General features: G+C 68.8%; 25 protein-coding genes and 3 pseudogenes. 10 read left to right on the forward strand and 18 right to left on the reverse strand.

The window, feature by feature from the left end; genetic code table 11:
• Positions 1-123 precede the first annotated feature (123 nt).
• Positions 124-465, forward strand: coding sequence for a hypothetical protein (locus ACIP5M_RS16075; RefSeq protein ID WP_401197230.1), 342 nt, complete (start codon positions 124-126; stop codon positions 463-465).
• An 83-nt stretch (positions 466-548) separates the two neighbouring features.
• Entirely contained in the window at positions 549-755 is a 207-nt protein-coding gene (locus ACIP5M_RS16080) for a hypothetical protein (protein ID WP_401198026.1), read from the forward strand.
• Positions 756-1,112: 357 nt separating this feature from the next.
• Here the strand turns inward: ACIP5M_RS16080 and ACIP5M_RS16085 are convergent.
• A pseudogene (locus ACIP5M_RS16085) lies at positions 1,113-1,169 on the reverse strand (IS630 family transposase); the annotation flags it as partial.
• A gap of 16 nt (positions 1,170-1,185) precedes the next feature.
• Between ACIP5M_RS16085 and ACIP5M_RS16090 the strand changes: the two are divergent.
• Positions 1,186-1,467 carry a DUF6233 domain-containing protein gene (locus ACIP5M_RS16090; protein ID WP_401197232.1) on the forward strand — a complete coding sequence of 94 codons (282 nt, stop codon included), beginning with the start codon at positions 1,186-1,188 and terminating at the stop codon, positions 1,465-1,467.
• A gap of 102 nt (positions 1,468-1,569) precedes the next feature.
• On the opposite strand, the gene ACIP5M_RS16095 is transcribed toward ACIP5M_RS16090, so the two are convergent.
• From ACIP5M_RS16095 to ACIP5M_RS16110, 4 genes and pseudogenes are all read right to left on the reverse strand, one after another.
• A complete protein-coding gene (locus ACIP5M_RS16095; RefSeq protein WP_401197234.1) occupies positions 1,570-1,917 on the reverse strand; it encodes a hypothetical protein in 348 nt (115 codons plus the stop codon).
• Positions 1,918-2,305: 388 nt separating this feature from the next.
• On the reverse strand, positions 2,306-2,839 hold the full coding sequence (locus ACIP5M_RS16100; RefSeq protein WP_401197237.1) for a recombinase family protein: 534 nt from the start codon (positions 2,837-2,839) through the stop codon (positions 2,306-2,308).
• Positions 2,840-2,863: 24 nt separating this feature from the next.
• Positions 2,864-4,399 (reverse strand): hypothetical protein, encoded by a 1,536-nt coding sequence (locus ACIP5M_RS16105; RefSeq protein ID WP_401197239.1) that lies wholly within the window; start codon positions 4,397-4,399, stop codon positions 2,864-2,866.
• Between the two features lie 360 nt (positions 4,400-4,759).
• Positions 4,760-5,362: pseudogene (locus ACIP5M_RS16110) on the reverse strand (cadmium resistance transporter); the annotation flags it as partial.
• A gap of 343 nt (positions 5,363-5,705) precedes the next feature.
• On the opposite strand from ACIP5M_RS16110, the gene ACIP5M_RS16115 reads away from it, so the two are divergent.
• Positions 5,706-6,956: a Vps62-related protein gene (locus ACIP5M_RS16115; protein ID WP_401197242.1), complete on the forward strand. Its 1,251-nt coding sequence runs from the start codon at positions 5,706-5,708 to the stop codon at positions 6,954-6,956.
• A gap of 321 nt (positions 6,957-7,277) precedes the next feature.
• On the opposite strand, the gene ACIP5M_RS16120 is transcribed toward ACIP5M_RS16115, so the two are convergent.
• Positions 7,278-7,748, reverse strand: coding sequence for a phage tail protein (locus ACIP5M_RS16120; RefSeq protein ID WP_401197244.1), 471 nt, complete (start codon positions 7,746-7,748; stop codon positions 7,278-7,280).
• Here ACIP5M_RS16120 and ACIP5M_RS16125 point away from each other — a divergent pair.
• The gene (locus ACIP5M_RS16125) at positions 7,734-8,600 is read left to right on the forward strand and encodes a tryptophan 7-halogenase (protein WP_401197246.1); all 867 of its coding nucleotides are present in this window, start codon (positions 7,734-7,736) and stop codon (positions 8,598-8,600) included. The genes ACIP5M_RS16120 and ACIP5M_RS16125 overlap by 15 nt on opposite strands.
• A gap of 483 nt (positions 8,601-9,083) precedes the next feature.
• Here the strand turns inward: ACIP5M_RS16125 and ACIP5M_RS16130 are convergent, their stop codons facing one another.
• The 4 genes from ACIP5M_RS16130 to ACIP5M_RS16145 all read right to left on the reverse strand — a co-directional run bounded on the left by ACIP5M_RS16130 (position 9,084) and on the right by ACIP5M_RS16145 (position 13,834).
• The gene (locus ACIP5M_RS16130; RefSeq protein WP_401197248.1) at positions 9,084-9,671 is read right to left on the reverse strand and encodes a lipopolysaccharide kinase InaA family protein; all 588 of its coding nucleotides are present in this window, start codon (positions 9,669-9,671) and stop codon (positions 9,084-9,086) included.
• A gap of 1,494 nt (positions 9,672-11,165) precedes the next feature.
• Positions 11,166-12,638, reverse strand: coding sequence for a phosphodiester glycosidase family protein (locus tag ACIP5M_RS16135; protein ID WP_401197251.1), 1,473 nt, complete (start codon positions 12,636-12,638; stop codon positions 11,166-11,168).
• On the reverse strand, positions 12,635-13,354 hold the full coding sequence (locus ACIP5M_RS16140; RefSeq protein ID WP_401197253.1) for a peptidase inhibitor family I36 protein: 720 nt from the start codon (positions 13,352-13,354) through the stop codon (positions 12,635-12,637). Before ACIP5M_RS16140 ends, ACIP5M_RS16135 begins: the two co-directional genes overlap by 4 nt.
• Before the next feature lie 276 nt (positions 13,355-13,630).
• Complete coding sequence (locus ACIP5M_RS16145) at positions 13,631-13,834, reverse strand: hypothetical protein (RefSeq protein ID WP_401197254.1); 204 nt, start codon at positions 13,832-13,834, stop codon at positions 13,631-13,633.
• Positions 13,835-14,048: 214 nt separating this feature from the next.
• Between ACIP5M_RS16145 and ACIP5M_RS16150 the strand changes: the two genes are divergently transcribed.
• Positions 14,049-14,303, forward strand: a complete 255-nt coding sequence (locus tag ACIP5M_RS16150; protein ID WP_401197256.1) for a hypothetical protein — start codon at positions 14,049-14,051, stop codon at positions 14,301-14,303.
• Between the two features lie 164 nt (positions 14,304-14,467).
• On the opposite strand, the gene ACIP5M_RS16155 is transcribed toward ACIP5M_RS16150, so the two are convergent.
• The 6 genes and pseudogenes from ACIP5M_RS16155 to ACIP5M_RS16180 all read right to left on the reverse strand — a co-directional run bounded on the left by ACIP5M_RS16155 (position 14,468) and on the right by ACIP5M_RS16180 (position 19,793).
• Positions 14,468-15,619, reverse strand: coding sequence for a hypothetical protein (locus ACIP5M_RS16155; RefSeq protein ID WP_401197259.1), 1,152 nt, complete (start codon positions 15,617-15,619; stop codon positions 14,468-14,470).
• A gap of 59 nt (positions 15,620-15,678) precedes the next feature.
• A complete protein-coding gene (locus ACIP5M_RS16160; RefSeq protein WP_401197992.1) occupies positions 15,679-15,879 on the reverse strand; it encodes a recombinase in 201 nt (66 codons plus the stop codon).
• Positions 15,783-16,250, reverse strand: coding sequence for a tyrosine-type recombinase/integrase (locus ACIP5M_RS16165; RefSeq protein ID WP_401197261.1), 468 nt, complete (start codon positions 16,248-16,250; stop codon positions 15,783-15,785). The genes ACIP5M_RS16160 and ACIP5M_RS16165 overlap by 97 nt, the downstream gene beginning before the upstream one ends.
• A gap of 184 nt (positions 16,251-16,434) precedes the next feature.
• Entirely contained in the window at positions 16,435-17,286 is an 852-nt protein-coding gene (locus ACIP5M_RS16170) for an RICIN domain-containing protein (RefSeq protein ID WP_401197264.1), read from the reverse strand.
• 777 nt (positions 17,287-18,063) lie between these two features.
• A pseudogene (locus ACIP5M_RS16175) lies at positions 18,064-18,423 on the reverse strand (MFS transporter); the annotation flags it as partial.
• Positions 18,424-18,428: 5 nt separating this feature from the next.
• Positions 18,429-19,793, reverse strand: a complete 1,365-nt coding sequence (locus ACIP5M_RS16180) for an FAD-dependent oxidoreductase (protein WP_401197267.1) — start codon at positions 19,791-19,793, stop codon at positions 18,429-18,431.
• Positions 19,794-19,908: 115 nt separating this feature from the next.
• Here ACIP5M_RS16180 and ACIP5M_RS16185 point away from each other — a divergent pair, with 115 nt between their 5' ends.
• Positions 19,909-20,271 (forward strand): ArsR/SmtB family transcription factor, encoded by a 363-nt coding sequence (locus tag ACIP5M_RS16185; RefSeq protein ID WP_401197269.1) that lies wholly within the window; start codon positions 19,909-19,911, stop codon positions 20,269-20,271.
• Positions 20,268-20,762: a GNAT family N-acetyltransferase gene (locus tag ACIP5M_RS16190; RefSeq protein ID WP_401197272.1), complete on the forward strand. Its 495-nt coding sequence runs from the start codon at positions 20,268-20,270 to the stop codon at positions 20,760-20,762. Before ACIP5M_RS16185 ends, ACIP5M_RS16190 begins: the two co-directional genes overlap by 4 nt.
• On the opposite strand, the gene ACIP5M_RS16195 is transcribed toward ACIP5M_RS16190, so the two are convergent.
• Both ACIP5M_RS16195 and merB read right to left on the reverse strand, forming a co-directional pair.
• Entirely contained in the window at positions 20,755-21,321 is a 567-nt protein-coding gene (locus tag ACIP5M_RS16195; RefSeq protein ID WP_401197274.1) for a DinB family protein, read from the reverse strand. The two genes, ACIP5M_RS16190 and ACIP5M_RS16195, sit on opposite strands and share 8 nt — an antisense overlap.
• Positions 21,322-21,404: 83 nt before the next feature.
• Positions 21,405-21,698, reverse strand: coding sequence for an organomercurial lyase (merB, locus tag ACIP5M_RS16200; protein ID WP_401197277.1), 294 nt, complete (start codon positions 21,696-21,698; stop codon positions 21,405-21,407).
• A gap of 18 nt (positions 21,699-21,716) precedes the next feature.
• Between merB and ACIP5M_RS16205 the strand changes: the two genes are divergently transcribed.
• Both ACIP5M_RS16205 and ACIP5M_RS16210 read left to right on the forward strand, forming a co-directional pair.
• Complete coding sequence (locus ACIP5M_RS16205; RefSeq protein ID WP_401197279.1) at positions 21,717-22,061, forward strand: low molecular weight phosphatase family protein; 345 nt, start codon at positions 21,717-21,719, stop codon at positions 22,059-22,061.
• A 42-nt stretch (positions 22,062-22,103) separates the two neighbouring features.
• The gene (locus ACIP5M_RS16210; RefSeq protein ID WP_385193576.1) at positions 22,104-22,523 is read left to right on the forward strand and encodes an arsenate reductase ArsC; all 420 of its coding nucleotides are present in this window, start codon (positions 22,104-22,106) and stop codon (positions 22,521-22,523) included.
• Positions 22,524-22,572 lie beyond the last annotated feature (49 nt).

Genomic DNA, 22,572 nt, shown 5'->3' on the forward strand with positions numbered 1-22,572 from the left:
GCGTACTCACCCGTGGAGATCGCGATCCGCCGGGGCCTGGGGCAGGCCACCCCCGGTCCCGACGGGGAGGACGCCGGACCCGGCGACCAGAGGGCTCGGCTCCGCCAAATCGAGCGCTAGGGGTTGCAACGCCGGGCCGCAGCCCACAGCCGCTCCGCCGCAACCCTCGCAGCTCGCCTGCCCGCCCACTACGTGGTCTTCGCCATCCTGCAGCAGGACGGCACAGAGCTCCTGTCACTGCCTTACAGGGAGCGCCGCAGACGGTTGGAGGCGTTGTTCGCCGCCCGCTCTCTGACCGCGCCGTGGACGCTCTGTCCCATGGCCACGGATGTCGTGGCCCGTGAGTGGTTGGAGAACTGGACCGATATGTCAGGCGTCGAGGGTCTCGTGGTCAAGGCCATGGGACAGCGGTACGTCACCGGGGCCAGAGCGTGGCGTGTCATCGACGTCGGCGAGTCCGGGTGAACTGTCCCGGGGCGATCCGCATGCCATCGGGCAGAGGTGGGAATAGCCCGGGTACTCATGAGTGAGCAATCCTGGGGGGAATCATGACGGGTGACCGTCACGACGGGGCCGGCCCGGCTCGTCGCATCCGGCACGAGAAGATGACGGCTTGGTGGGGCCGCAATGCGCTGTGGGTCGCCATAGGCGGCTTTTTGCTGATGGTGGCGGTGTGCTTCCTGATTGCGCTCACCAACGACCCCGGCGGTGGCATGCCGTGCCCGCCCGCCAAGGTCTGTGGTTTCGTCCGTTGAGCTTGCCGAACCGGCCAGGCGAACCCGACCAGCTTGCTCGGCCCCTCCGTCACCTCGTGTCCCGGCCCAACGAGCACGCACCTCCCCGTACTGGGCGGGACACCGCTCCGACTGGCTCAAGTACGGCGTGAAGCAGGTTCGAGCGGCTACTGACTTGGCTTGCCAGGGTGACGTTGGGGTGTCGAGGGTCAGGCCGGTGCCGGCTATGAAGCCGTCGAGGGTATCGGGTCGGTACTGCAGGCATTTGAGCCGGTTGGGTACGAGGGCCTCGAGTCGGTCGAGGGCCATGACCGCGAGGTTGGCCAGGCTGCGTTTGACGTGTGCCCAGACCCACTCCACGGGGTTGAGGTTGGGCGAGTAGGCGGGAAGTAGGAACGCCTTCAGCCAGGCGCGCTCGGCGACCAACTCGCGCATGGCGTGGGAGACGTGGGTGTTCAGACGATCCCAGACCTGCACGATCGGCGCCTTTACGAGCTGGTGGACGCCGTCGGTGGAGGCGGCGCGCAGGCCTGCGCCGCCGCCTCCGGAGTGGCTGATCGAGTACGGGATCGGCGCAGGTCGGCCGACTGCGCGGGGCTCGTCGGCAGCAGCTGGGGACACCCGCAGCCGCTGCAAGCCCGCCACCACCGACCTCGCACGACGCCCCGTCGCCGACGGCGTACAGGCCTGCCCGGCCTGCCGCCCCGACACCGCCCTGGGGGTGCTGGAATGACCGGCCGCACCCACCGTGGAGGAATGAGCCCTGGCCTGCGCGTGATCGTCTACCCGCCCGACGAGCAGGGCGGGCGGCGCGTGCGCTGCGACTCGGCTCGGGTCAGTCGGCGTCGATGCGGACCTCGTCGCCGCGAGAGGACTTGCCGAGGAATGCGCAGTCGTATGTCAGTACCAGGTGGCCGAGGTCGTTCGTCCTCACCCGCGCCTGTGCGTAGCCGTCGCGGTCCCGGTACTCGATCTTGAGTTCGTCATCGTCGGCTTTGCCCTTCGCCGTGCCCAGGGCCACCGTCTTTTGCTCGGGTTCGCCGTACGTGGCTGTCAGCTCGTACTCGGTGTACCCGCTCTTCCTGTCCCATCCCCCTGTGAGCCACAGGATGTCGTCGGAGAACCTCAGGGGGTCGTTGAGGTCGTGCTTTTGCCCGTCTTCGTTCTCGTACACATGGCCCATCGGTCTCTGCACCTTCCCGTCTATGCCAGCGCTTCCGTATTCTCATCATTACTATCAGTGACAGTCTTGTCTGGCCGGTCTTCGCTCCGCTCTTCCGGAGGCCAGAGCCCCGGAGCCAGCGCGAGCCTGCCGCCTGGGCAGGGCGCCATGATCACCCTTCCCTGAGCGAGGCCGTACATGCGCGTGACCGCGGCTTCGGCGCAGCGGGCTCCGCTGCCGGGGGGAGGGCCCTGGCCTCGCGTTGTGGGTGCGTCGCGCGGAGCGCGTCCCTTCTTCTGCCCCGTACGGTCTGCGGCCGGGGTGCGGGTGGTGGTCCTGTTTTCCCGAAGTTGCCGCGAAGTGACAAGTTACTCAGCGTGTCGTTAGAGCCTTGGCCTCTGTGCGAGGTTCAGGAACCTCGCCGCCGGTGAGGGCGGGGAAGTCGGCGCGGGCCTGTTCGACGGCTTCCGGGTACGCGGCCCGTTTCTCGTGCGTCCGCGAGCGCCCGGTAGATGTTGGCGAGGGAGGGGTTCTGTCCCTTCCGTTTGCCGGTGGGGATGAACAGGTCGGGCTGGATCTGCTCGACGGACTCGCCGAGCGCCCGGCGCCGCAGCACGGTGTGCAGCATGTCGTCGGTGATGACCGGCGGCCGGCCGCCGTGCTTGCCCTTGCGGACCGCGGTGTCGAGCCCCTCCAGCGTCGACTCTCGGATCTTCTCCCGCTCGGTATCCGCCATCGCGGCGAGGAACGCGAACAGCAGCTTGCCCGGCCCGGTGGGGTCGTAGATCCCGGGCAGGGGGCCGGCGAGCATCTCCAGCATCAGGCCGTGGGCCGCGAGGTGGTCGGCCAGTGCGGTGAGTTCGGCGGCGTCGCGGCCGAGGCGCTTCATCTCGTACACGGTGAAGATGACACCGGGCCGGGGGACCGTGCCGTCCACCAGCACGCCGACCGCGCTCCAGGGCGATTCTCAGGCGGGCCGTGGTACTGCAAGTGTCTGCGCAGCCTCTGCGGTCTGGCGCAGGTTCTCGATGGGGTGAGCAAGGCCGTCGAGCAGGGTCTTCCCCGACCGAAGTGCCGCCCGGGCCACCTCGTGGAGACCGAGCGGCACGGCGGCCTGTGTGATGAGGAAGTATTCCTCGGTGACCCTGACTCCCAGGCCGAGCTCCCGCCAAGTCAAGGTCTGACAAGACGGTTTTGACAGATCAGGATCGAGCGCCGGCTGGTTGGCAGGCGGCAGTGGTGGCGGGCCGTCGAGTAGCGTGACTGCCCGTTGAAGGGACTGCCAGGCTGCCTCTACCTCGCCGTGGCGGCGTTGCAAAGAGGCGAGGTCGACGAGGGCCGCGCCGCGTTTGCCGGCGTCGTCCTGCAGGGACGCGTGCAGGCGGCGTGCCCGGATCGCCTGCCCAAGGTCCCCGAGGATCTCGAGCTCGTTCGCGATAGACCCGAGCAGGGCTACATCATGCGGGCCTGTGTCGTCGAGGAGGCGTATGAGCGCGGCACGGGCCAGTTCGGTCTGCCCTTGGCGGCGGGCCAGCGCCGTCCAGGTGAGGTCGTATTCGTCGTGAGGATCCTGGCCGTAGTTCGACTCGTCGAGGTCCGCCGCCCACTGCGTGAGGGCTGGTGCGAAATCGGGGAAACCACCGAGTAGGAAGTGGAGATCGGGGTCGGAGTCCCGCAGGGACCACAGCAGAGCGTGGTCCTGCGTCTCACCGTGCAGGGCGACCAGAACCGCAGCGAGGCGGAGTTCTTCAGTGGGGCCGCGGCGGACTTCCTGCCGCAGAAGTGTGCGCAGAAGCTGCAGGTCGCCCGGCTGGCGGTCGTACTGGGCAGCGCGCAAAACGGTGGCCCGCCGTGCCGGATCGCGCACAATCGCGTCCCAGCAGTCGCCGTCCGCCCGCATCCGGGCCAGATCGGTCCGGCCGGGAGCGAGAACCGCCTGCCAGAGCGGCGGACGCCGAAGACGGTCCAGCAACTCGTACGCGCAGCCTTCATCCGCGTTCAGCAGCAGGTACTCCGGCTCGGTCCGCAGAAGGGACTCCTGCAGCCTGTGCAGTAGGTCCCTCCTGGGGAGCTCGCGCAGACCCAACCCGCTGAGCAGCGTGCTGCGATCGGCGTCCAGCTCGGGGCCGAAAGAGCCCCGAATCTCGTCTTCGGTCCGGTTGAACACCGCCTCCAGCGCTTCGTCATCGGCCGCGAGGTCGAGTTCGGTGTAGTCGTGCCAGCCTGGCAGACCGAAGAGGATCTCCAGAGCCTCGTCCATGCTGGCGCCGATGAGGCCGGCTTCGCCCTCGGAGCTCGCGTACAGCACAGCACCGTCGGCACAAGTGAAATAGGTTCCACCGGTGTCGTCGCCCGCCACGGCCGTCAGCGGCGCTCCGCTCGCCAGACGGACCTCTTCCACGTGCTCAGCCCGGTCAAGATCAAAATCGAAGGATCCCGCAGCCAGCCTCACCAGATCAGGATTCCGGCGCAGGACAGCAAGTACGTGGTCGGGGCGTGTCATGGCCGGACCGTAACAGCCGCCGCTGACACCAGATCGTGCACGGTCTCAATACTGGAGGGTTTGCTCAGCATGACTGGCCGGACACCGGACACCACAAAACCCTGTCCATAACTTCTGCTCAAAGGCCACCCCCGACCGCAGCACAGCCGGCCCCGGCAGCCGCTCCGCGGCCTGCGCCAGCATCGGCTCCACCGGCGGCCTGAGCACCATCCCGCGGCCTCCCTCGCGATCGCCCCACTTCCAGGAGTCGGCCAGAACAGCCACGAGCGGGCCGGACCGAGGACGGCCGCCGCATCACCCGTCCAAACGGCGCAACGGAGCCGTCAGGGCCACTGGTCCGGTGGCGGCCGCCTCGGGCCACAGGCCGAAGGCGCCGCCCTCGATGAGGATGAGCAGGCCGATGGTGATCAGGACCAGGGGCAGCAGGATGTGGCCTCAGCGGGCGAGGCCCTTGGCGATGACGGGCCGGGTTGCGAAGAACTTGCCTGCGTAGCACCACACCGCCACGAGCACGAGGAACACCGCGGCGTACACCGTCATCCCGCCGACGCCAGCGGTGGCGAAGACCGGCACGTAGACGCCGATGTTGTCGCCGCCGTTGGCGAAGGTGACGGCCGCAACCTCCAGAGGGCCTGGCCCGCCCTGCTTGGCCTGTTGCTCCGCCTCGTCCTCGCTGCCGTCCCGGTGGTCCTTCCAGGCCTTCCAGGCGGCCTTGAAGCCCAGGGCCAGCGGCAGCAGACCGAGGTAGGGAATAGCCGACTCGGGCAGGAAGGTGGCACCGAACGCGGCGGCCACCGCCACGGCGAGGATCGCGGCGAAGCCCAGGTACTGCCCCAGCACGATCCGGCGGGTGGAGCCCGGGTGGCCGGCACCCTGAGCGAAGAACAGCGCCAGAATCAGGATGTCGTCAATGTTGGTGACGACGAACAGGCCAGCCGCCGACCCAATGATGCCCAGTGCCACGAGTAGCCGGTCTCCTTCAATTCGGTGCCCCGGTGACGCTACCGGGAGCCCGAACCGCGGCGACCGACGGGTCACAGGCTGGTGCTGTCCATCCTCGCTTTCTCGTGATCAAAGCCATCCACGCTTGTGGGAAGGGGGCGTGTTCGGCTCCGGAGCCCGTGCGGGGCGCCCGGCATGAGGCAACTGCTGCCCCGTCCGGGCGTGCGCCGTGGACATGCTCCTGAGAGCTTGATGGTGCGCTCCGCCGGTGGAGTGAAGGCGGTTCCTTTGCGGGGAAGGCGCATGGCCCAATTGGATCAAGGAATTCCGTCAACGCGGATGAATCCGCCGCAAGGGAGCAACCTTGACCAAGTCAATGGTTTTCGGCGAGCTTGAGCTTGCCTTCACCGACCAGTACAGCTGGTGCTGGGACGACGAGAGCACGGGCGGCAAGTACTGGGTGAGCTTCTGGCACCCCAAGCCCCCGCAGGGCTTCCACGCGCTCGGGTCGGTCGCGCTGCCGGCGTGGGGATCGGAGAATCTGAACCCCAAGACCCCCACCACCAAGGTCAAGGAACACATCGTCTCGCTGTGCGTGAAGGACGGCCCGGCCAAGGCGAGTGAGGGCAAGAAGCCGCCCCTGGCGCATCCCGAGGACTACACCGTCGTCTGGAAGGACGTGGGCAGCGGCGGCAAGCACTACGGTGCGTGCTGGCGTCCGGTCCCGCCCGGGGGCTACGTGGCAATGGGCTGTGTCATGTCGGAGAACACCTACGACAAGCCCGCGCTGACGGCAGTGATGTGTGTGCGGGAGGACCTCACGCACATGGCGGACCTGAAGTGGGTCTACGAGGACAAGGGCACCGGGGCGAAGGACTACTTCAGCGTGTGGGCGAATCAGGTGCCCCCCGCCTACCAGGACGGACGAGACGGCGGCCACCGGGCGCTGGTCGCACCGAACACCTTCACCGCGGCATCGAGCTGGGACGAGCCCTCCAAGGGAGCGCCGGAGCGTCGGGTCCTGTGCGTCGAGATGCCGGTGGAGGAGAAGCCGCATCCGGACGGGTTCCCAAAGCTGACGGGCAGGACCCGGCCGGCTGACCGTACGCCGGAGACGACGGTCAACGCGGTGTGGGTGCCGTTCATGGCCGTGAAGGACGACGACAAGCCGGCGTCGTGGAAGCTCACCAACTCCCCCTTCTACCGGATCGAACGCCTGGCCTCGTGGTACATGCACCGGTTCGTCAACAACACCACCAGCTCCCCGCAGTCCGTCTCGGAAACGGTGACGGTCGGCGTGGAGAAGGACAGGAGCGACACCTTCAGCGCTGAAGTGGGCATCTCCGTCAGCGCACAGGTAGGGGTCAGCTCCGGCGTCGCAAGCGCCTCGGTCACCACCACCTACAGCCTGGCACTGGGCTACTCCCGCAGCACCGCCACCAAGAACCTCGAACACAAGTCGGTGACCCACACTCTGACGACGCCTCCGAACAAGGCGGCCGCCATGTGGGTCGGCGACCACACCATCCAGGTCACCCGCCAGGACGGCACCCACGTCGGCACCCCCCTGACCTTCCACGGAGACAGCACCCACTTCGACGAGTTCCCCGACTAACCACCCCCACCCAGCCAGGCCCCCGCCACAACGCGGGGGCCTCCCTCCGCATCGCCGACGTTCTCGCCGGCCAGACCCTGGCCCTGTCCGACCGGTTCTCCGGACTGCTGAACTTCCACAAGGGCGTCCAGGCCCTCACGCAATACATCGAGCGGGAAGGCGGCGGCCTGCCCGGGCGGGCCCATGTCATTCTGGGTCGGCCTCCGCCGCTGCTGTCCGGCGTAGGTGGCGGATGCCGGGCAGGTGAAAGGGCCGCCACGCCGGAGGTGTCGGCCCCAGGAAGACATGCGTGGCTGGGCCCGCACAGAGCCCGCAGGCCCGCTATTCGATAGCGATGTCCTCGTAGACGATCGTGACCTTCTCAATGGCCGGCTCGCTCTCCAACGCGCCGAGGCTGCTGGAACCGGTGGCGTAGGCGTTGGTCAGGGTGAGGCGGTGGGCCGGCTGGCCCTGTTCGTCGTGCTGGGCGATGGTCAAGTTCGGGCTGGCCTCGTCGGGCTTCTGCTCGGCCAACGTCTTGTTCACCCAAGCGGTGAACGCATCGCTCTTGTCCAGGCCGCGGACGATTGTGACCTCCCCGTTCGCGGGGCCGGCCTGCTTTCTGGTGATCAGCTGGCCGTTCTTACTGATCTGCTTGACCTCGACGGCATCGAACCCGAAGGGTAGACCGGAGACGGATTGTGGCTGGACGAGGACGGCCGCGACGGGTGCATCGGCTTCACCCAGCTGGTCGACGCCACGGGCCGGGCCGGTGTACTGGGGGCCCGGCAGCTGGGGGTGCGGCGGGTCCACGACGTCTTCCGAAACGTCGCCGTGTGGGGCTACTGGCGCGGCGCTACTGCGCTGCCGCAGGCCCCGGCAGGCTCGATCGGCGTGTTCTCACTGCCCGACCATGGCTGGCTCTGGGCCATCCCGCTCCACGATGGGACCCTCAGCGTCGGCCTGGTCACCGACAAACGCTCCTTCCAGCAGGCCCGCGACACCCTTGGTTCCATAGACGCTGTCTACGAGGAAGCACTCGGCCGGTGCCCCCTGCTGGGGCGGATCCTCCAAGGGGCGCGTCAGGACTCCGTGCTGAAGACCGAAAGCGACTACTCCTACACCGCCGAAGCGTTCTGCGGACCGGGCTGGTATCTCGCCGGCGACGCCGCCTGCTTTCTGGACCCGCTGCTGTCCACCGGCGTGCACCTGGCCATGTACAGCGGGCTGCTCTCCGCTGCCGCGATCACCGCCGTCCTGCGCGGCGAAGTCGAAGCCGAGGCCGCGCGGGCCTTCTACCAGACCGCCTACCGCAATGCCTACGAACGCCTGCTGATCCTCGTCGGCGCTTTCTACCGCATCCATGACGGCCGTGACGCCTACTTCCGGCAAGCCCAGCAACTCAGCCACCGCGACCAACGCCCCTTGCGGCTGCACGAATCGTTCCTCAACATCATCACCGGCACCGAAGACCTCCACGACGCCCGATCCCTCTCCCCCGACCACCTCTACGCAAAGCTCCGCAACCCCCTGTCCGGCCGGGCCGGCCAAGGGCTCGGCGGCCACGGAACCAGCCACATGCTCCCCTTGCCCATCACCCCTGACCACGCAACCGCAGGCCATTACCTCACCCTCACCCCCTACCCCACCCTCCGCCCTGCCTGACACACAGCCGGCCTGCGAAGCACGCGCGCTGCGCGACCCGCGACTGCCGACCCCGCTGCACACGCGACTGTGCGTACGGTTGCCGGAGCGGGACGGTCAGGCCTGCCGGAAGGACGCCACGCGATTACGAGGGCGGACGCGAGGGCCGGAATCACTCCTTGGGGGACACCACGCGGAGGTCCGGCACGCAGCCGCGCCGGCCCCGAGGGTTCCGTTCGTCAGCGCGAGACAGGCGTCAGCCAGCGGACGCGGCCGGGCCCTGGCCGACGAGCGGGACGTCACCGGCGGTCACGTCCAGACGCAGCCGCTGGAACCTGAGCAGGTGCCGGTAAACGCCCCGGTCAACGGCGCTGAACTCCGCCACCCCGGTCCGCGGCCTTCCCCTCGTCCTAGACCTCACGCGGTTGGCCGAGATCAAGCACTGGATGGCTTCGGGGACGGCGTGCAGGAGAGCCCAAACGCCTCGGCGGTGAGGGTAGGGGGTCATGGGGTGGGTGGGTATTCCGTCCCCGCGTTGACCATGGCGTGGGCGATACCGTGCGCGAAGTTCCAGCTGGTCGGGTGGCGGTGTGCGGGATCGCGAGACAGAGCAGTCGCCAGGACGGCAGGAAGAAGGGGCCAGCGTTCGGCGGCTTCGCCGGTCAGGTTCCGTGCGGGGACGGATGGAGGCGGGTTGCGGGGGCCGACTCCAGGCGGGTTGTCCCGTGGCAGGGAACCGGTCAGAAGCCGGTGGAAAAGCGCGGCCAATGTGTACTGGTCCCCGGCCGGTGTCGCCCGCGGGCGGCACCCGTCAGGCACGCGGTGAAACCGCTCGGGAGCGGCCAGCGCCCAGGCCACATACGTCATCAGGTTCACGGGCGCCGGATCGCCGAGAACGACTCCCGACTCGAAGTCGATGAAGCCGACGGTGCCGTGGTCATCAACGAGAATATCGCGAGAGTTCAGATCACCGTGGGCGACGCCCGCTGCGTGGAGTTCGGCGAGCGCGAACGCAGCGGCCGGCAGGAGATGCTGCGGGTCCGGGCCGTACCCGCGACGACAGAGCGCCCCCAGGTCACTCCAGGCAGCCACCGACTCACCAGGAACCGCAACCCCTCCTCCTGGCCGGAGGCGATGAAGGCGGGTGCCGGGCCTGCGCCCGCCAGCCATGTCAGACATGCCCGTTCGTTGTCCAGCAAGCCATGGAAACCCGACTTCGCGTCCTGGGGCAGCACACGAACCGCGACAGGCTGACCATCTCCGTCCTCGCCCCGATACACGGCCCGCCCATTACGCCCGCTGACCAGGGCAAACACACGGTATCCCGCGAACGGCCGTCCCACCCCGCCCGCCTTACCGGCCGCCGTTTGGGAACCCGTCCGGATGCGGCTTCTCCTCCACCGGCATCTCGACGCGGCCGGCTGCGGCACGGTGACAGCCATGCGCCGCTGGTCCCTGCCTCTGCTCCTCGCCGCGTTCCTCGCGGCCTCCGGATGCGTCACCGTCCATCCCGTCCCCGCCCGGCCCGGCCCGCCGGAGCCTCCTCTGCCACGGTGCCAGCGGACCACAAGCCCCCCGGCGCTCCCCGCCCCGTTCAGCCCGGCACCGGGACGGCCCTGCCCCTCTCCCGCCTGCCCGGGCCCCCACCCGGACCCCCGGCCGACGCCGGTACCGAGGCGGGCCGCGAGCCCGGCTCCGACCGCCCCGCACCCGCAGCGCGGGAAGCATCCGGCGAGGGTCACCAGGCCCGGACGGCGCCCCCGCAGAACGGCCGCTCCGGCGCCAGCTCGGCCGCGCAGGGCAAACCCGCCGAGGCCCTGTGCGCCCCGCGGCCAAGCCCAAGCCGAAGGGCAAGGCGAAGGCACGCCCGAACAGCCGCACGCCCGCACCGCACCGGCCTGTACGACCGGCACCCGGCCCTGGCAGGGGGGCGGCGGACATGGCGGAGCTGTGCCGCGCGGCGCACGGCGTGACCAGCCCCGCCGTCACCGCGCTGTGCCACCAGACCTACGGCTGGGCCCCGTTACCGCAAGCGCTTCCCTCGGGCGGAGCAGCCCAGCAAACATCCGGCCCGCCGGGAGCGGTTACTGGGGAAGTACGCCTTCCCCGCGCCTCTACCCATGGAGGCACGATGCCGCGAAAGAAGCCGGACTGCCCGAGAAGCCGGACCTGTCCACCCAGGAGGCCAGCGACACCGAGGCGGCCCGCCCCAAGGTCTTCTCAGACGAACACGACGGCAACGACGCTTCCGGCAGCTGGGACGAAGACGACTACGAAGACGGCGCAGGTAAGGCGGTCCAGCGCGAGTAGGCCAACACGGCCGGTCGTGTGACTTAGCGCTGTACTTGGCCCGTCTGGCCAACTGCACGCTCAGCCCATGCCGCGGCGAGTGTGGCCCCGTAGAGACCGACTCGGGCTGTTGCCGTGTCCGTACCCGAGCGGGGACGGGGACGCAACGCAGGGCTGCCACCGTCACTCGCGGCGCCCGATCGGCATTCCGAGCAGCTCAGGCCCAGGGCCCGTACTCAGAGGGCATCTCTCGCCACTGGGCACTGGAGCGGTGCTCTGGGCGGAGGCACGGTGTGGTTACTGTTCTATCCCGTAGCCGCTGCGGCTGGTGTAGACAGCGTTGGACACCGGACGTTCCACGGTGCTGTTCTCGTTGCCGGGGAGGGTCTGACGGGTCTTTCCGGTGTAGAGGGTGGTGGAGCCGCCGCCGTCGAGGTTGAGGGCGTCCGTGACCGAGAACATGTCGCGCAGGTAGCCGGCCATTTCCTCGGGGAAGGCGCCGTCCATGGCCTTGCTGCCGGTGATCGTGGCGAGGACGGTGCGGCCGGCGGTGTCGATGCCGATGACCGTGCGCGCGTCTCGGCAGAAGTCGTCGTTCTTTGCAGCCCCGGGCGTTTTATCCGCCTTGACCTCCCCTGCGGCGTCGAAGAGGCGGCCGCACTGCCCGCGGGTGAGGAGATTGGTGAGGGACGGCACTACGTACTTGCCGCTGTGGAGCAGCTCGTGGACGCCGTTGACGATGTCCACTGATGAGTCGAGGGGGATCAGGTTCTCGGTGCGCATGTCGGTGACGGTCTGCTCGAGAAACAGCTGCGTGCCCCTCGTTCCCGCGTTCTTCGTCAGCCAGTCGGCTCCGCTGCCGATGCCCTGGAGGATGGTCTCGCCGGCTCCAGGGATCGTTCCACCTCGACCTGTACGGAAGCTCTTGACCGTGTGGTTTGGGTTCAGCACGACCTCAACGCCATCAGGGTCGTCCGTGATGATCGTGGGGTCGACGCGGGGCTTCGGGGTGTAGGCGTTGTAGCTGTCATTGAACAGGACAATCTCGTCGGCGTCCGTGTAGACCTTCTGGGGCGCGCCGGCGGCCTCCGTTACCGTCGTCTCCCTGTCGTCGGCGTCGCGTGCGCAACCGGGGGCGCGGCCGGGGTTGCGGTTGATGTCGTCGATCCGAGCTGTCAGTTCGGATGCGGGGTCGGCTGGTTTGGCGCTGCCGACACTGACCGACAGGTTGGTCTTGATCCGGGTGATGTAGGGCACGCCGTGCTGCAGCACCACGGCCATGTTGCCCTCGCCGCCGTTGTGGCAGGTCGCTCCGAGCAGTTTGCCGTTCTCGACGGCACTGCCGTTGAACGCGATGGTGTCGAGACCGATCTCCGGGTGCGCGGGCTCCGGGGAGAAGTAGCCGCCGTTGGTGCCGGCGATGGGCTGTTCGGGGGTGACCTTGCCGAGTTGGTAGGACGTGGTCTCGGCCAGGATGGCCGCTGCGCCGACAGTGCTGTGCAGCGTCATGCCACCCATCGACGGGTTGATCTGGACGACGTTCAGGATGCGGGGATCCTTACGGCCGGGCTGCGGTTCTTCCTCGGTGTACCGGGTGTAGACCACGCCGTCGGACAGCTTTTCAGTTGCGCTCAGCTTCCAGGCCTTAGCTGGGATGAATTGCCCTGCGTCCTCGCCGGCGGCGTTGGCGGGCGCGGCTATCAGCAGAGCACTCAGGGCGGTTACAGAGGCGCCCAGGCGGCGCAGACGACGGGTACGGGAGATTTTCACGGGCGCTTGCAGTCCTTGCCGGAAGTGTCGATCTGGTGGGAGCTGAAGGAATTCTGGAAGGCCGGCGGCATGGTGGCGGACTCGCCGGGGAGCACGATGAACGCCTCATACGCCTTGTTGTCCGAGTCCGTCCAGGTGCCCTGGAGATACCTGTCGTTGTAGAAACAGACCGGCGACGCGCCACGGTTCATGACGGACTGGATGTTGTTTTCCCACGGCGCCACATACACATTGATCGTCGTTGTAGTGGTTGCGAACATCTGGCCGCGCCCGCGGACATCGGTGAAAAGACAGACGTGGCCGTCCAACTGCTTGGGCATGCAGCGCTCGAAGCCTGTGAAGCAGTGGCCCCGGGATGGCACGAGCTTGTGGGAACTGGGCTTTATCGGGCCCGTACCCACCGCGAGGTCGTCCACGGAGCTGCCGGGAGCTACGGCGCGGAAACTGCCTCCGTACTCGGTCTCCTCGTACAGACAAGCCCAGGAGGAGGTGTTGTTCTGTACCGACCGAGCCTTGTCATCCCAGGTGCCGTAGACCCGCTCGACCGACTGTGTATCCGACTTCTGGTTACCGCCGCCGGTCGGCCCGTCATAAAGGCATAGGCCCCCTGTGGGGCATTGGTCGAACGCGGCCTCGGCCGGTGCGGCCACGAGCGTTGAGCAGAACAGCGCAAGCACTCCCGCGAGGAGGGAGCCGCGCAAAATATTGATCTTCACGGAGGGGCAGTCTGCCACGTCGATCGCGAGGGGATACGGTCGCCAGGTGGCATCTGCGAGCGGCTGGCCCAAGTCCATGGCCAGCTGCCGGTGCTACAGCAGATGCACGGCGTACGCACGGGCGGCCGCCGGCACCGACGTCGCCGCGACGAGATCCCCGAACAACCGAGGGCGTTCCCCAACCAGGTCGAGGACCTGGCCTTGGAGGTCGAGGGGATCGGCCATCGGGCGACGCCGCACGGACAGCGCGTCGAGCCCCGCCCCCACCTGACGGCGTCACCCCGCCGCAGCCGTGGCCACCGCCGACGCGGCGAACCTCACCGCATCTCGGTCCTTGATCAGGTGCCCCGGGCGGACATCGATGAGAATCGCTGTACCCGGCAGGACCGCCAGGAAGCCTGGCGTGTGCTCCATCCAGCCGCCATCGACGGAGAATCTCAACCTGAACGGCGGATCTCGTCGCTCGACTGCGGAGTCCATGCAGCCAGCGCACCAGACCCGGGGCGGCCCGCACAGGGTTCCCCCGAAGCCATCGCAGGTAGGGGCGGGCGTTGTCGCCCCGCGGGCCACTTAGAACGCGCACTGGGGCCAACTGCAACGCTAAAGGGCCAAGTAGAGCGCTAAGTCTCAGGTCGGCCCCGGGTGGCCGACGGGCCGCTCGCGAGGAAAATCGAACACGTGTTTCACTTGGGGTGTGAGAGCACCATTCCGCTTCCCCGATGACCTGCTGGCCCTCGAAAGGGCGTGGCAGCAGACCTACGCGGATCTCGCGCAGGCACCTGCCGGAGCCGGCACGACCGTGCTGCGGCGCCGGCTGATCACCCTCTCCGGGCGGCTGTGCACCCATCCCTCCTGGGCGGTCCCCGCCGGCTGGCGGGCCGGCGGCGTCGAGCTCCGCCGCGCCGCCCGCACCCACGCTTCGGCCCCAACGGAACGGCAAGCATCATGAGCGAGCAGACCACCGCCAAGCCCCGCCCGCAGGTCGTACCGGTCACCTGGGCCCCCAGTCAGACCGGACCCTGCGCACGGTGCCACCTTCTCTGCACTAGTGAAGGCGAGCCGACTCGAACGGCATCCGTCGTAACAGACGGGGTGGCAGTGGATGGGCGGCGATCACCAGTCGCGGGTGGAGTTCGCGCCTTCGATCAGCGTCGCGCGAGCGGCGGACAGGTCGCGCCCGGTGGCTGTCTGTGCTTCGTCCACCAGGAAGTCCAGAGCGTCGAACAGCTCCTCGCGTTCCACGGTCTCGATGCAGGGCGAGTGGCTGTCCAGCGCGTTGAGGGCAGAGGCGAAGGCGCGCCCGATGTCCTCGATGTTGCCATGCTGCTCGCCGCTGGGGACCTCGGCGAGGAAGGCGTCCCTGGTGGCCTTGTACTGGGCAACGGCCTTGCGATAGACGGTGCGGGGGATGTGCTCGCGGCCGTCCCAGTCGCGGAGCGGGTTGGTGGCGTTGGCAGCGACCCATTCCGGCTTGCGGGCACCGCGGACGTCGAGCTGCACTCCGTGTCGCACGTGGGGGCGCCAGGTTTTGCGCATCGCGGCCGCGTAGTCCGCCGGAATGCCGTACAGCGATACCTCCTCCATGTCCGGGACATGGTGCGGCAGCAGACAGTCGGATGCGTCCATCCCGAACAGTTCTGTGATTGTGAGCCCTTGCAGCCGCGGCAGCTGGTTCAGGGCTGCCGCCGACGTGAGCGTGCCCAGGTTCCCCCATAGCGACAAGCGGGTTAGATCCGGAAAGGCAGCGACGAGGAGGGTGCAGTCGAGCCGGGTGATCCCGCGGACCGTGAGGTGTTCGACGCCCGCCCGTACGCTGCCGCTGGTGTGTTCGGCAGCCAGCTCGTCAGCTGTGCACGTCAGCGCATATGGGGCAGTCCAGTCCTCGCGGTCGCCACTGTCCCAGTGCCGCTGCCGGGCCAGTTGTTCGCCCCGCCCCCATGCCGGGCCATAGGCATACGAGGGTCTGGTCACCAGCGGGGGCAGGGAGCCGATCACCGTGAAGCTCTTCGGAAGGAGCCACCCATGGTTGCAGTGGGAGAGCTTGCCGCCCCAGCTGTGGTGCGTGAGCCGGAGCGGCTGTACGTCGCCCAGGTCGGCCACGGTCGAAGGCTCGCTCCCGGACCAGTCCAGTTCGAGGACCGCAGCGGATTTTGCTGCGGCGTCGATGCCGGTGACCTGTGAGGCGGTCCAGGCACCGAGCGCTTCGGAATACACAGCGACGACGTCGCCGGCGGCGACCGGCCTCGGCGGTTGGTCTCGTCTCATGCCCGGATGTTAGCTGGCTGCATCCGAGTCCCCGCGTCCGAGGGACGGTCCGACGAGCTTCAGGCTCCTTCGGGTCGGCGGGTGGTTGGGATGCCGAGGGCGACGGGTGCGCGTTGGGCGGTGCGGGCGGCGTCGGCCTGTTTGGTGCGGACGAAGGTCAAGGTCATGTCGATGCCTTCGATCTCGCCGAGCCACTGTTCTTCCTCGGCGCGTTTGCGGCGCAGGACCAGGTCTCTTTCGATCTCCGCGAGCCTGGGCAGCATCTTCGCGAACTCCGCCCCACTCCTCTGGCGCGACATCGAAGTATTCGCCCTCCGGGCGCTGGCTTCGGCGGTGGTTCAGGAACTCCTGGTAGCTGGACGATGTCCTCGGCGAAAACCGCGACGTAACCCTGGGTGGTCTGCAGGTTCAGGTGACCCAATAGGGCGGCGCCGACGTGGATGGGCAGGCCACCGTTGACGATGTCGGTGGCGAAGAGCCTGCGGAAGTCGTGTGGGGAGAACTTCGTGTCGGCGAACACGGGATTCGTCTGGGCGATCTCGTAGCAGCTCCGCCTCAGCATCCCCGCGATGGTGCGGGATGCAAGAACGTCGTGGGCTGTTCCCCGCTGGCGCTGGAACAGGAAGGGCATGGGGTCCGACCAGAGTCGTTCCTGCGGGTCGTAGCGGCTGACGAGCGGGATGGCCCGCCGGTTCCGGGTCTGGCGGCGGACGACCCTGAGCGATGGCGTGGAAGAGATCGGGAGACATCGGGATGACACGGCTGGCGCGGCCTCCCCGGCCTCCTGAACCCCGTAGAGCTCTGCCGGGCGGCCTTCACTTGGCGGACCGCAGGTGCCAGGCCTGGTTGTGGAAGCCGTGGCAGGTCCACAGCTGCAGCACGGCTTCCTGTTGGGGAGCTCGGAGGGACGGGCTGTGGGCGTCAAGGCACTTACTGCTCTGAAGGGAGCGAATCTCCCATTCGTTGTCGGCGCGCCGCCAGAGGTACCACTTCTGGTTGATCGTGCCGGTACACCGGTATTGGATGACCTTTGTGCCGTTCGCCGTTCCGAACCCCGCTGCGTCCAGGCACTTCCCGCTGTGCCTCGCGATGATCTCGAAGTTGTTCTGGAAGACGCTGTCATCCCGGGTGCGAGCCGCCCTGAACCAGAACCTCTGGTTGTCCCCCAACTCCTTCCGCCACACGAACAAGCTGGCCCCGTCGCTGGTGCTCGCTCCCTGCACATCCGCCACGAGCGGCTTCTTGGGGTCCGTGTACGCGCTGGTGATCGTGTAGACGGCTTTGTCCGTGTTGAAGGGGTGCAGGACAATGACGGTCTCTGGGTCCCGGCTGGCAGTGCCTACCCATCCGAAGGCCACCGCCTTGTTCTGTTCCCGCACGATGTCCCGTGATACCTGTTCGACGCAAATGTCGTCGCCAGGAACGGCGTCGCGGACCACGTATCCCGCCCTGCACGAACCTGTGTCCGGATTTTTGCGCTCGTTGGCGAGTATGTCGTCGAAGACAATCGCGCCCTTCTGCTCGCTTGGAATACACACGTGGTCCCAGCGTTTGGTCAGACGCCACTCGTACCCCTCGCGGCATTGGTCGGCGCCCCGTCTCGCATCTGTTGGCGCCTCGGCGGCGACTGCCCCGCCTCCCATCACTGCACCTGCCAGGACGGCCACTACGGACGCACTCGCCTCGAATAGCGTGCGGCGTGCAGCGTGTGTACGTGTCCGTTTCCGCGCCTTCCCGGCGCCTATCAACGGGTGGAACATAGGCCACCTCACCTGCTTGCGTGACCGGGGGGCTCCGTGTCGGCGATCCGCTGGAGGGGCACTTGCCGCAGGCCGGCGCTCCTCCCGTCTCTTCTGCCAGCCACCCCAAGACCATCTCATCTGCGACAGCAGTTACGGGACAACAACCCTTAGGGGCCGCTTCATCGCGGGCGATATATTCCACTTTCGCATTATCCGCGGTCTGGTGCTCGCCCGAGGCCGCTGAGACCAAGTGGTCGGGGCGGGATGTCCCCCGCCGGGATGCCACTCCGTCACCGGGCCCCGGCACTCGTACCGGCGACCGCACACCCTCCCCAGACCGGGCGAGCGCGACGCCGAGTCGGACCACCCCGTCCGCCATCCCCCTCCACGCTGCCCGCAGCCGACCGACCAGGACAACGTCAAGCGCAGGCCACCGACCGCGAACGGAACCGCTCGATCATCCGCACCTCCCCCAGCGCCGCCAACGGCGCCGTCAGCCGGCCCACCAGCGCCCCGAACTCCCCCGCCGCAGGGCCGCCAGCCCGCCGGCGCCCGCATCAGTGGACCAGCCGGACAACCGGTCCTCCCCCTCGGTGTCGTCGGCCAGGACCAGGTGGCGGGCCCGGAACGTACGGCGCCGGGCGCCGGCGAAAAGCAGCGAGGCTGAGGCATCCCGATGGGCGCCACCCCAGTCTTGCCGTGGGCGAGCAGCCAACCCGCAGAGAATGCGGTGAGATTGGGTGCGGCTGCGATCAACAGGAGGGCGAGCGTGCCGAGCACGGAGCCGGCGGTCATCACGGCACGCGGTCCTCGGCGGTCGAGGATCCGGCCGATGGGGATGCCCGCGACGGCTGAGACGAGCAGGGCGCCGGAGAAGGCCGCGGTGGTGGCGGCCAGGGACCAACCGGTGTCGGTGCTGATGCGGGCGCTCAGGACGGGGAAGGCGTAGTAGACGATTCCCCAGCTGGTGATCTGCGTGGAGCACAGGGCGGGCAGGGCGGCGCGTGGCCGCGACCGGACCCCCGTTCCGGTCGCGGCCACGCTGGCCTGGGTGTTGGGCACGGTGTTCAGCAGCCGCCGGAGGAGGCGGGGGTTCCGATGGTGAGGGTGGCCGGGGCGGCGCAGCAGCCGCCGCCGGTCTCTTCGGCGACCTCGGGCTGGTCGAAGAGGCCCGCGCCGCCGCACACTCCGGTCTCCGGGAGGGTCAGCTCCACGCGCTCGGCGGCCTCGCGGTCACCGGCGAGGGCCGCGGCAATGGAGCGGACCTGCTCGTAGCCGGTCATCGCGAGGAAGGTCGGGGCGCGGCCGTAGGACTTCATGCCGGCGAGGTAGACGTCCTTCTCCGGGTGGGAGAGCTCGTTCGCGCCGTGGGGGTAGACCGTGCCGCAGGAGTGCTGGTTGGGGTCGATGAGCGGCGCCAGCTCGACCGGGGCTTGGAGGCGCTCGTCGAGGCCGAGGCGGAGCTCGTCGAGGAAGGTGAGGTCGGGGCGGAAGCCGGTGAGGACGATGACCTCGTCGACCGGGTCCAGGCGGCGGCCGTCCTCGCCGACCAGGACCAGGCGGCCGTCCCCGTCGCGTTCGATCGCATCGGTGCGGAAACCAGTGACCGCATCGGCGTATCCGCCGTCGACCGCGGCCTTGGCGGCGAGGCCGAGAGCGCCACGGGCGGGCAGCTGGTCGGCAGTACCGCCGCCGAAGGTGGAGCCGCTGATCCCACGGCGGAGGATCCAGGTGGCGTGCGTTCCGGTGCCGTGCTCTTCGTTCTTGGCGAGGTCGGCGAGGTAGGCCAGAGCGGTAAAGGCGGAGGCGCCCGAGCCGATGACGGCGGTGCGCTTGCCGGCGTAGCGGGTGCGGACGGCGGGGTCCTTGAGGTCGGGGACGCGGTACGTGATGCGGTCGGCCGCGCTCTTCTCGCCGAGGGCGGGCAGGCCGCTGCCGCCGGCCGGGCTGGGGGTGGACCAGGTACCGGACGCGTCGATGACGGCGCGGGCGAAGATCCGCTCCTCACGTCCGTCGGGGCCGGTGAGGTGAACGACGAAGGGCTGGCTCTCGCGGTCGGCGTCGACGATGCGGTCGCGTCCGGCCCGGGAGACTCCGGTGACGGTGTAGCGGACGCGCTCACCGAGGACGTCGGCCAGCGGCTGGAGGTAGAGCTCGGCCCAGTCGCCGCCAGACGGGTAGGCGGCGCCGTCCGGCTTGACCCAGCCGGTGGGGGCGAGGAGCTTCTCGGCTGCCGGGTCGGTGACCTCGGACCAGGTGGAGAAGAGCCGTACGTGTGACCAGTCGCGCACCGCGGAGGCGGCGGCCGCTCCGGCCTCCAGGACCAGGGGCTCGATGTCCCGCTCGATGAGGCGGGCAGCCGCGGCAAGTCCGATCGGGCCGGCGCCGATCACGAGAACGGGCAGGGCTTCGGCTTCGATGGATGCGTTCAAGGCTAGCTCCCCAATTGTTTCGACGTCTGTCGATGTCCTGACGCACTCCAGAGTGGGCCCTGGATCGACATTCGTCAACATAGACATCTGTCGAATTTCAGCGGATGATGGAGCCATGACTACAAAGGTGTTGCCGCTGCTGGAGCCGGAGGCTGTGGCTGCGTGCTGCCCGCCCCTGTCGGAGCGCCCGCTGACGGCCGAGGAGGCCGAACGGACCGCCGTCATGTTCAAGGCCCTGGGCGATCCGGTCCGCCTGCGCCTGTTCTCGCTGGTCGCCTCGCATGAGGGCGGCGAGGCATGCGTCTGCGACATCTCGGACGTGGGCGTGTCCCAGCCGACGGTCTCCCACCACCTGAAGAAGCTGCGGGAGGCCGGGCTGCTGTCCTCCGAGCGGCGCGGCACCTGGGTGTACTACCGGGTGGAGCCCGCGGTGCTCGCCACCATGGGACAGCTCCTGACCCGCGCGGCCTCCGCATGAGCATCACCATCGCGCCGCTGGGCGAAGCGCACGCGGATGAGGTCCTGGCGATCTACCAGGCGGGGATCGACGAGGGCAACGCCACCTTCGAGACCACTGCCCCCACCTGGCAGGTGTTCGAGGCGGGCAAGCTGCCCGAGCACCGCTTCACCGCCATCGGCGAGGACGGCAAGGTCCTGGGCTGGGTCGCGGCGAGCGCGGTCTCGGACCGGTGCGCGTACGCGGGCGTGGTCGAGCACTCCGTTTACGTCCACCCCGCCGCCCGTGGGCGTGGCGTCGCCATGCAGCTCCTCACCGCCCTGATCGGCTCGACGGAGGCCGCGGGGATCTGGACGATCCAGTCCGGCATCTTCCCCGAGAACCGCGCGAGCCTCGCCCTCCATCAGAGGGCGGGCTTCCGGGTCATCGGCACGCGCGAGCGCATCGGCCGCCGTCACGGCGTGTGGCGGGACGTGGTCCTGCTGGAGCGCCGTAGCCCGCGGATCAGCTGACCACAGCCTCCCCTTGGGGGCCGCCGCCGCTATTCAGGGTGAGCTGCCGGTGATGGAAGTCGAAGTGCTGCGTCGGGTAGTGGTAGATGTCCGCGAGCGTCATGAAGTCCTTGAAGAAGGGGTCCCACCGGACGGGGTAGTGCATACCCCGGGCCAGGTCGGCGTCGGACTCGGCAGCAAGGCGCCGCTCCAACGCGCCGGTGACCTGGTCGAACACGGCGGCCATCCGCTGCGGGCTGACGACCCTGGCGGCCCCACAGGGTCCCAGGTAGTTGACGAGGTCGAACGGCTTGGTACCCGAGTCGAGCAGCCTGGCGAAACCTCGGCTCAGACATCGGGGCAGCCGGCCGAAGGCACCCGCCACAACCAGCAGAACGCGGGCGATGATGTAGCCGAAGAGCATGTGCCACAGCAGCTGGCGGTTGGTCCACCGGGTGCCGTCACTCGGGCGGTCAAGGCGGCCGGGCGAGGCAGTGTCCACGAGGGCGTGGAAGGTCTGCCGCGCCCGCGCATAGTCGTCGCGTACGGCCTGCCGGTCCATCGCCGCGTGCTCGCCCATGGTGCTCCGCTCCACCCGTACTCGTGCTCGGGGATGGATGATTCCCGCCCGGGCCGGGGGCGGAACCGCGACCCCGGCTGCCGTCAGTCTTCGTCCAGGAGCGTGCCGAAGGTCTGCTCGGCGATGCGCAGGGCTTCGGCCTGGCTGGTGATCCGGCCGTGGACCTCCGGATGCTGGCGGGCCCACGCCTGAGCCGTAAAGGGGTCGGCGAAGAAGTTCAGCGCGTCGCAGCACACCGCAGCCGCCGGGCCCGCCTTCGCCCGCTGTCCCACGAAGACGACCGCTTCGGCGGGCTCCCAGTGCGCGGTGCCGTCGGTGAACCTGACCGTGACCGGACGTCCGTCGACCGGGTCACAGGAAGCGATGCTGGCGTCCACAACGCCGGGCGCTCACAGATGGCCGCCGCCCTCCTCGCCCACCGGACCGGAGAGCGCGTCACCGTCTCGTCGGCCGGCACCCACCCGGCCGACGAGGTGGAGCCGCACATCACCCAGGCGCTGACCGAGGCGGGCGTGGACCTCGCCGACACCTACCCCAAGCCGCTGACCGAGGAAGTCGTCCATGCCGCCGACATCGTGATCACGATGGGCTGCGGGGATGCCTGCCCCGTCGTCCCCGGCCGCCGCTACCTCGGCTGGCCGGTCGCCGACCCCGACGGAGCGCCGATCGCCGTCGTCCGCGACATCCGCGACGCCATCGACGCCCACATCGCCGAGCTGCTCACCGAGCTCGGCGCCTGAAACCGCCAAACCCCGCAGTTGCCTGATCCCCAAGGAAGAACGATGTCCTCCACCCCTGCCGCGTCCGTCCTCTTCGTCTGCATCCACAACGCCGGCCGCTCCCAGATGGCGGCCGGGTTCCTGCGTCACCTCGCCGGGGACCGCGTCGAGGTCCGCTCCGCCGGCTCCATGCCCGGTGACCAGATCAACCCCTCCGCGGTGGCCGCGATGGCCGAGCTGGGCATCGACATCTCCGACCAGAAGCCGAAGGTGCTGACCCCCGAGGCTGCCCAGGCGTCCGACTACATCATCACCATGGGCTGTGGGGACGCCTGCCCGTACTTCCCCGGCAAGACCTACCTGGACTGGCAGCTCGAGGACCCGGCGGGCCAGGGCGTCGAGGCCGTGCGCCCCATCCGCGACGAGATCAAGGGCCTCATCGAGGGCCTCATCGCCGAGATCGACGCGAAGAAGCAGGGCTGATCCTGTGACCGACCCGACCGCTACCGGCGACGACTTACGCAACGTCATC

The sequence above is a fragment of the Streptomyces sp. NPDC088762 genome (assembly GCF_044750905.1).
Classification (GTDB): Bacteria; Actinomycetota; Actinomycetes; order Streptomycetales; family Streptomycetaceae; genus Streptomyces.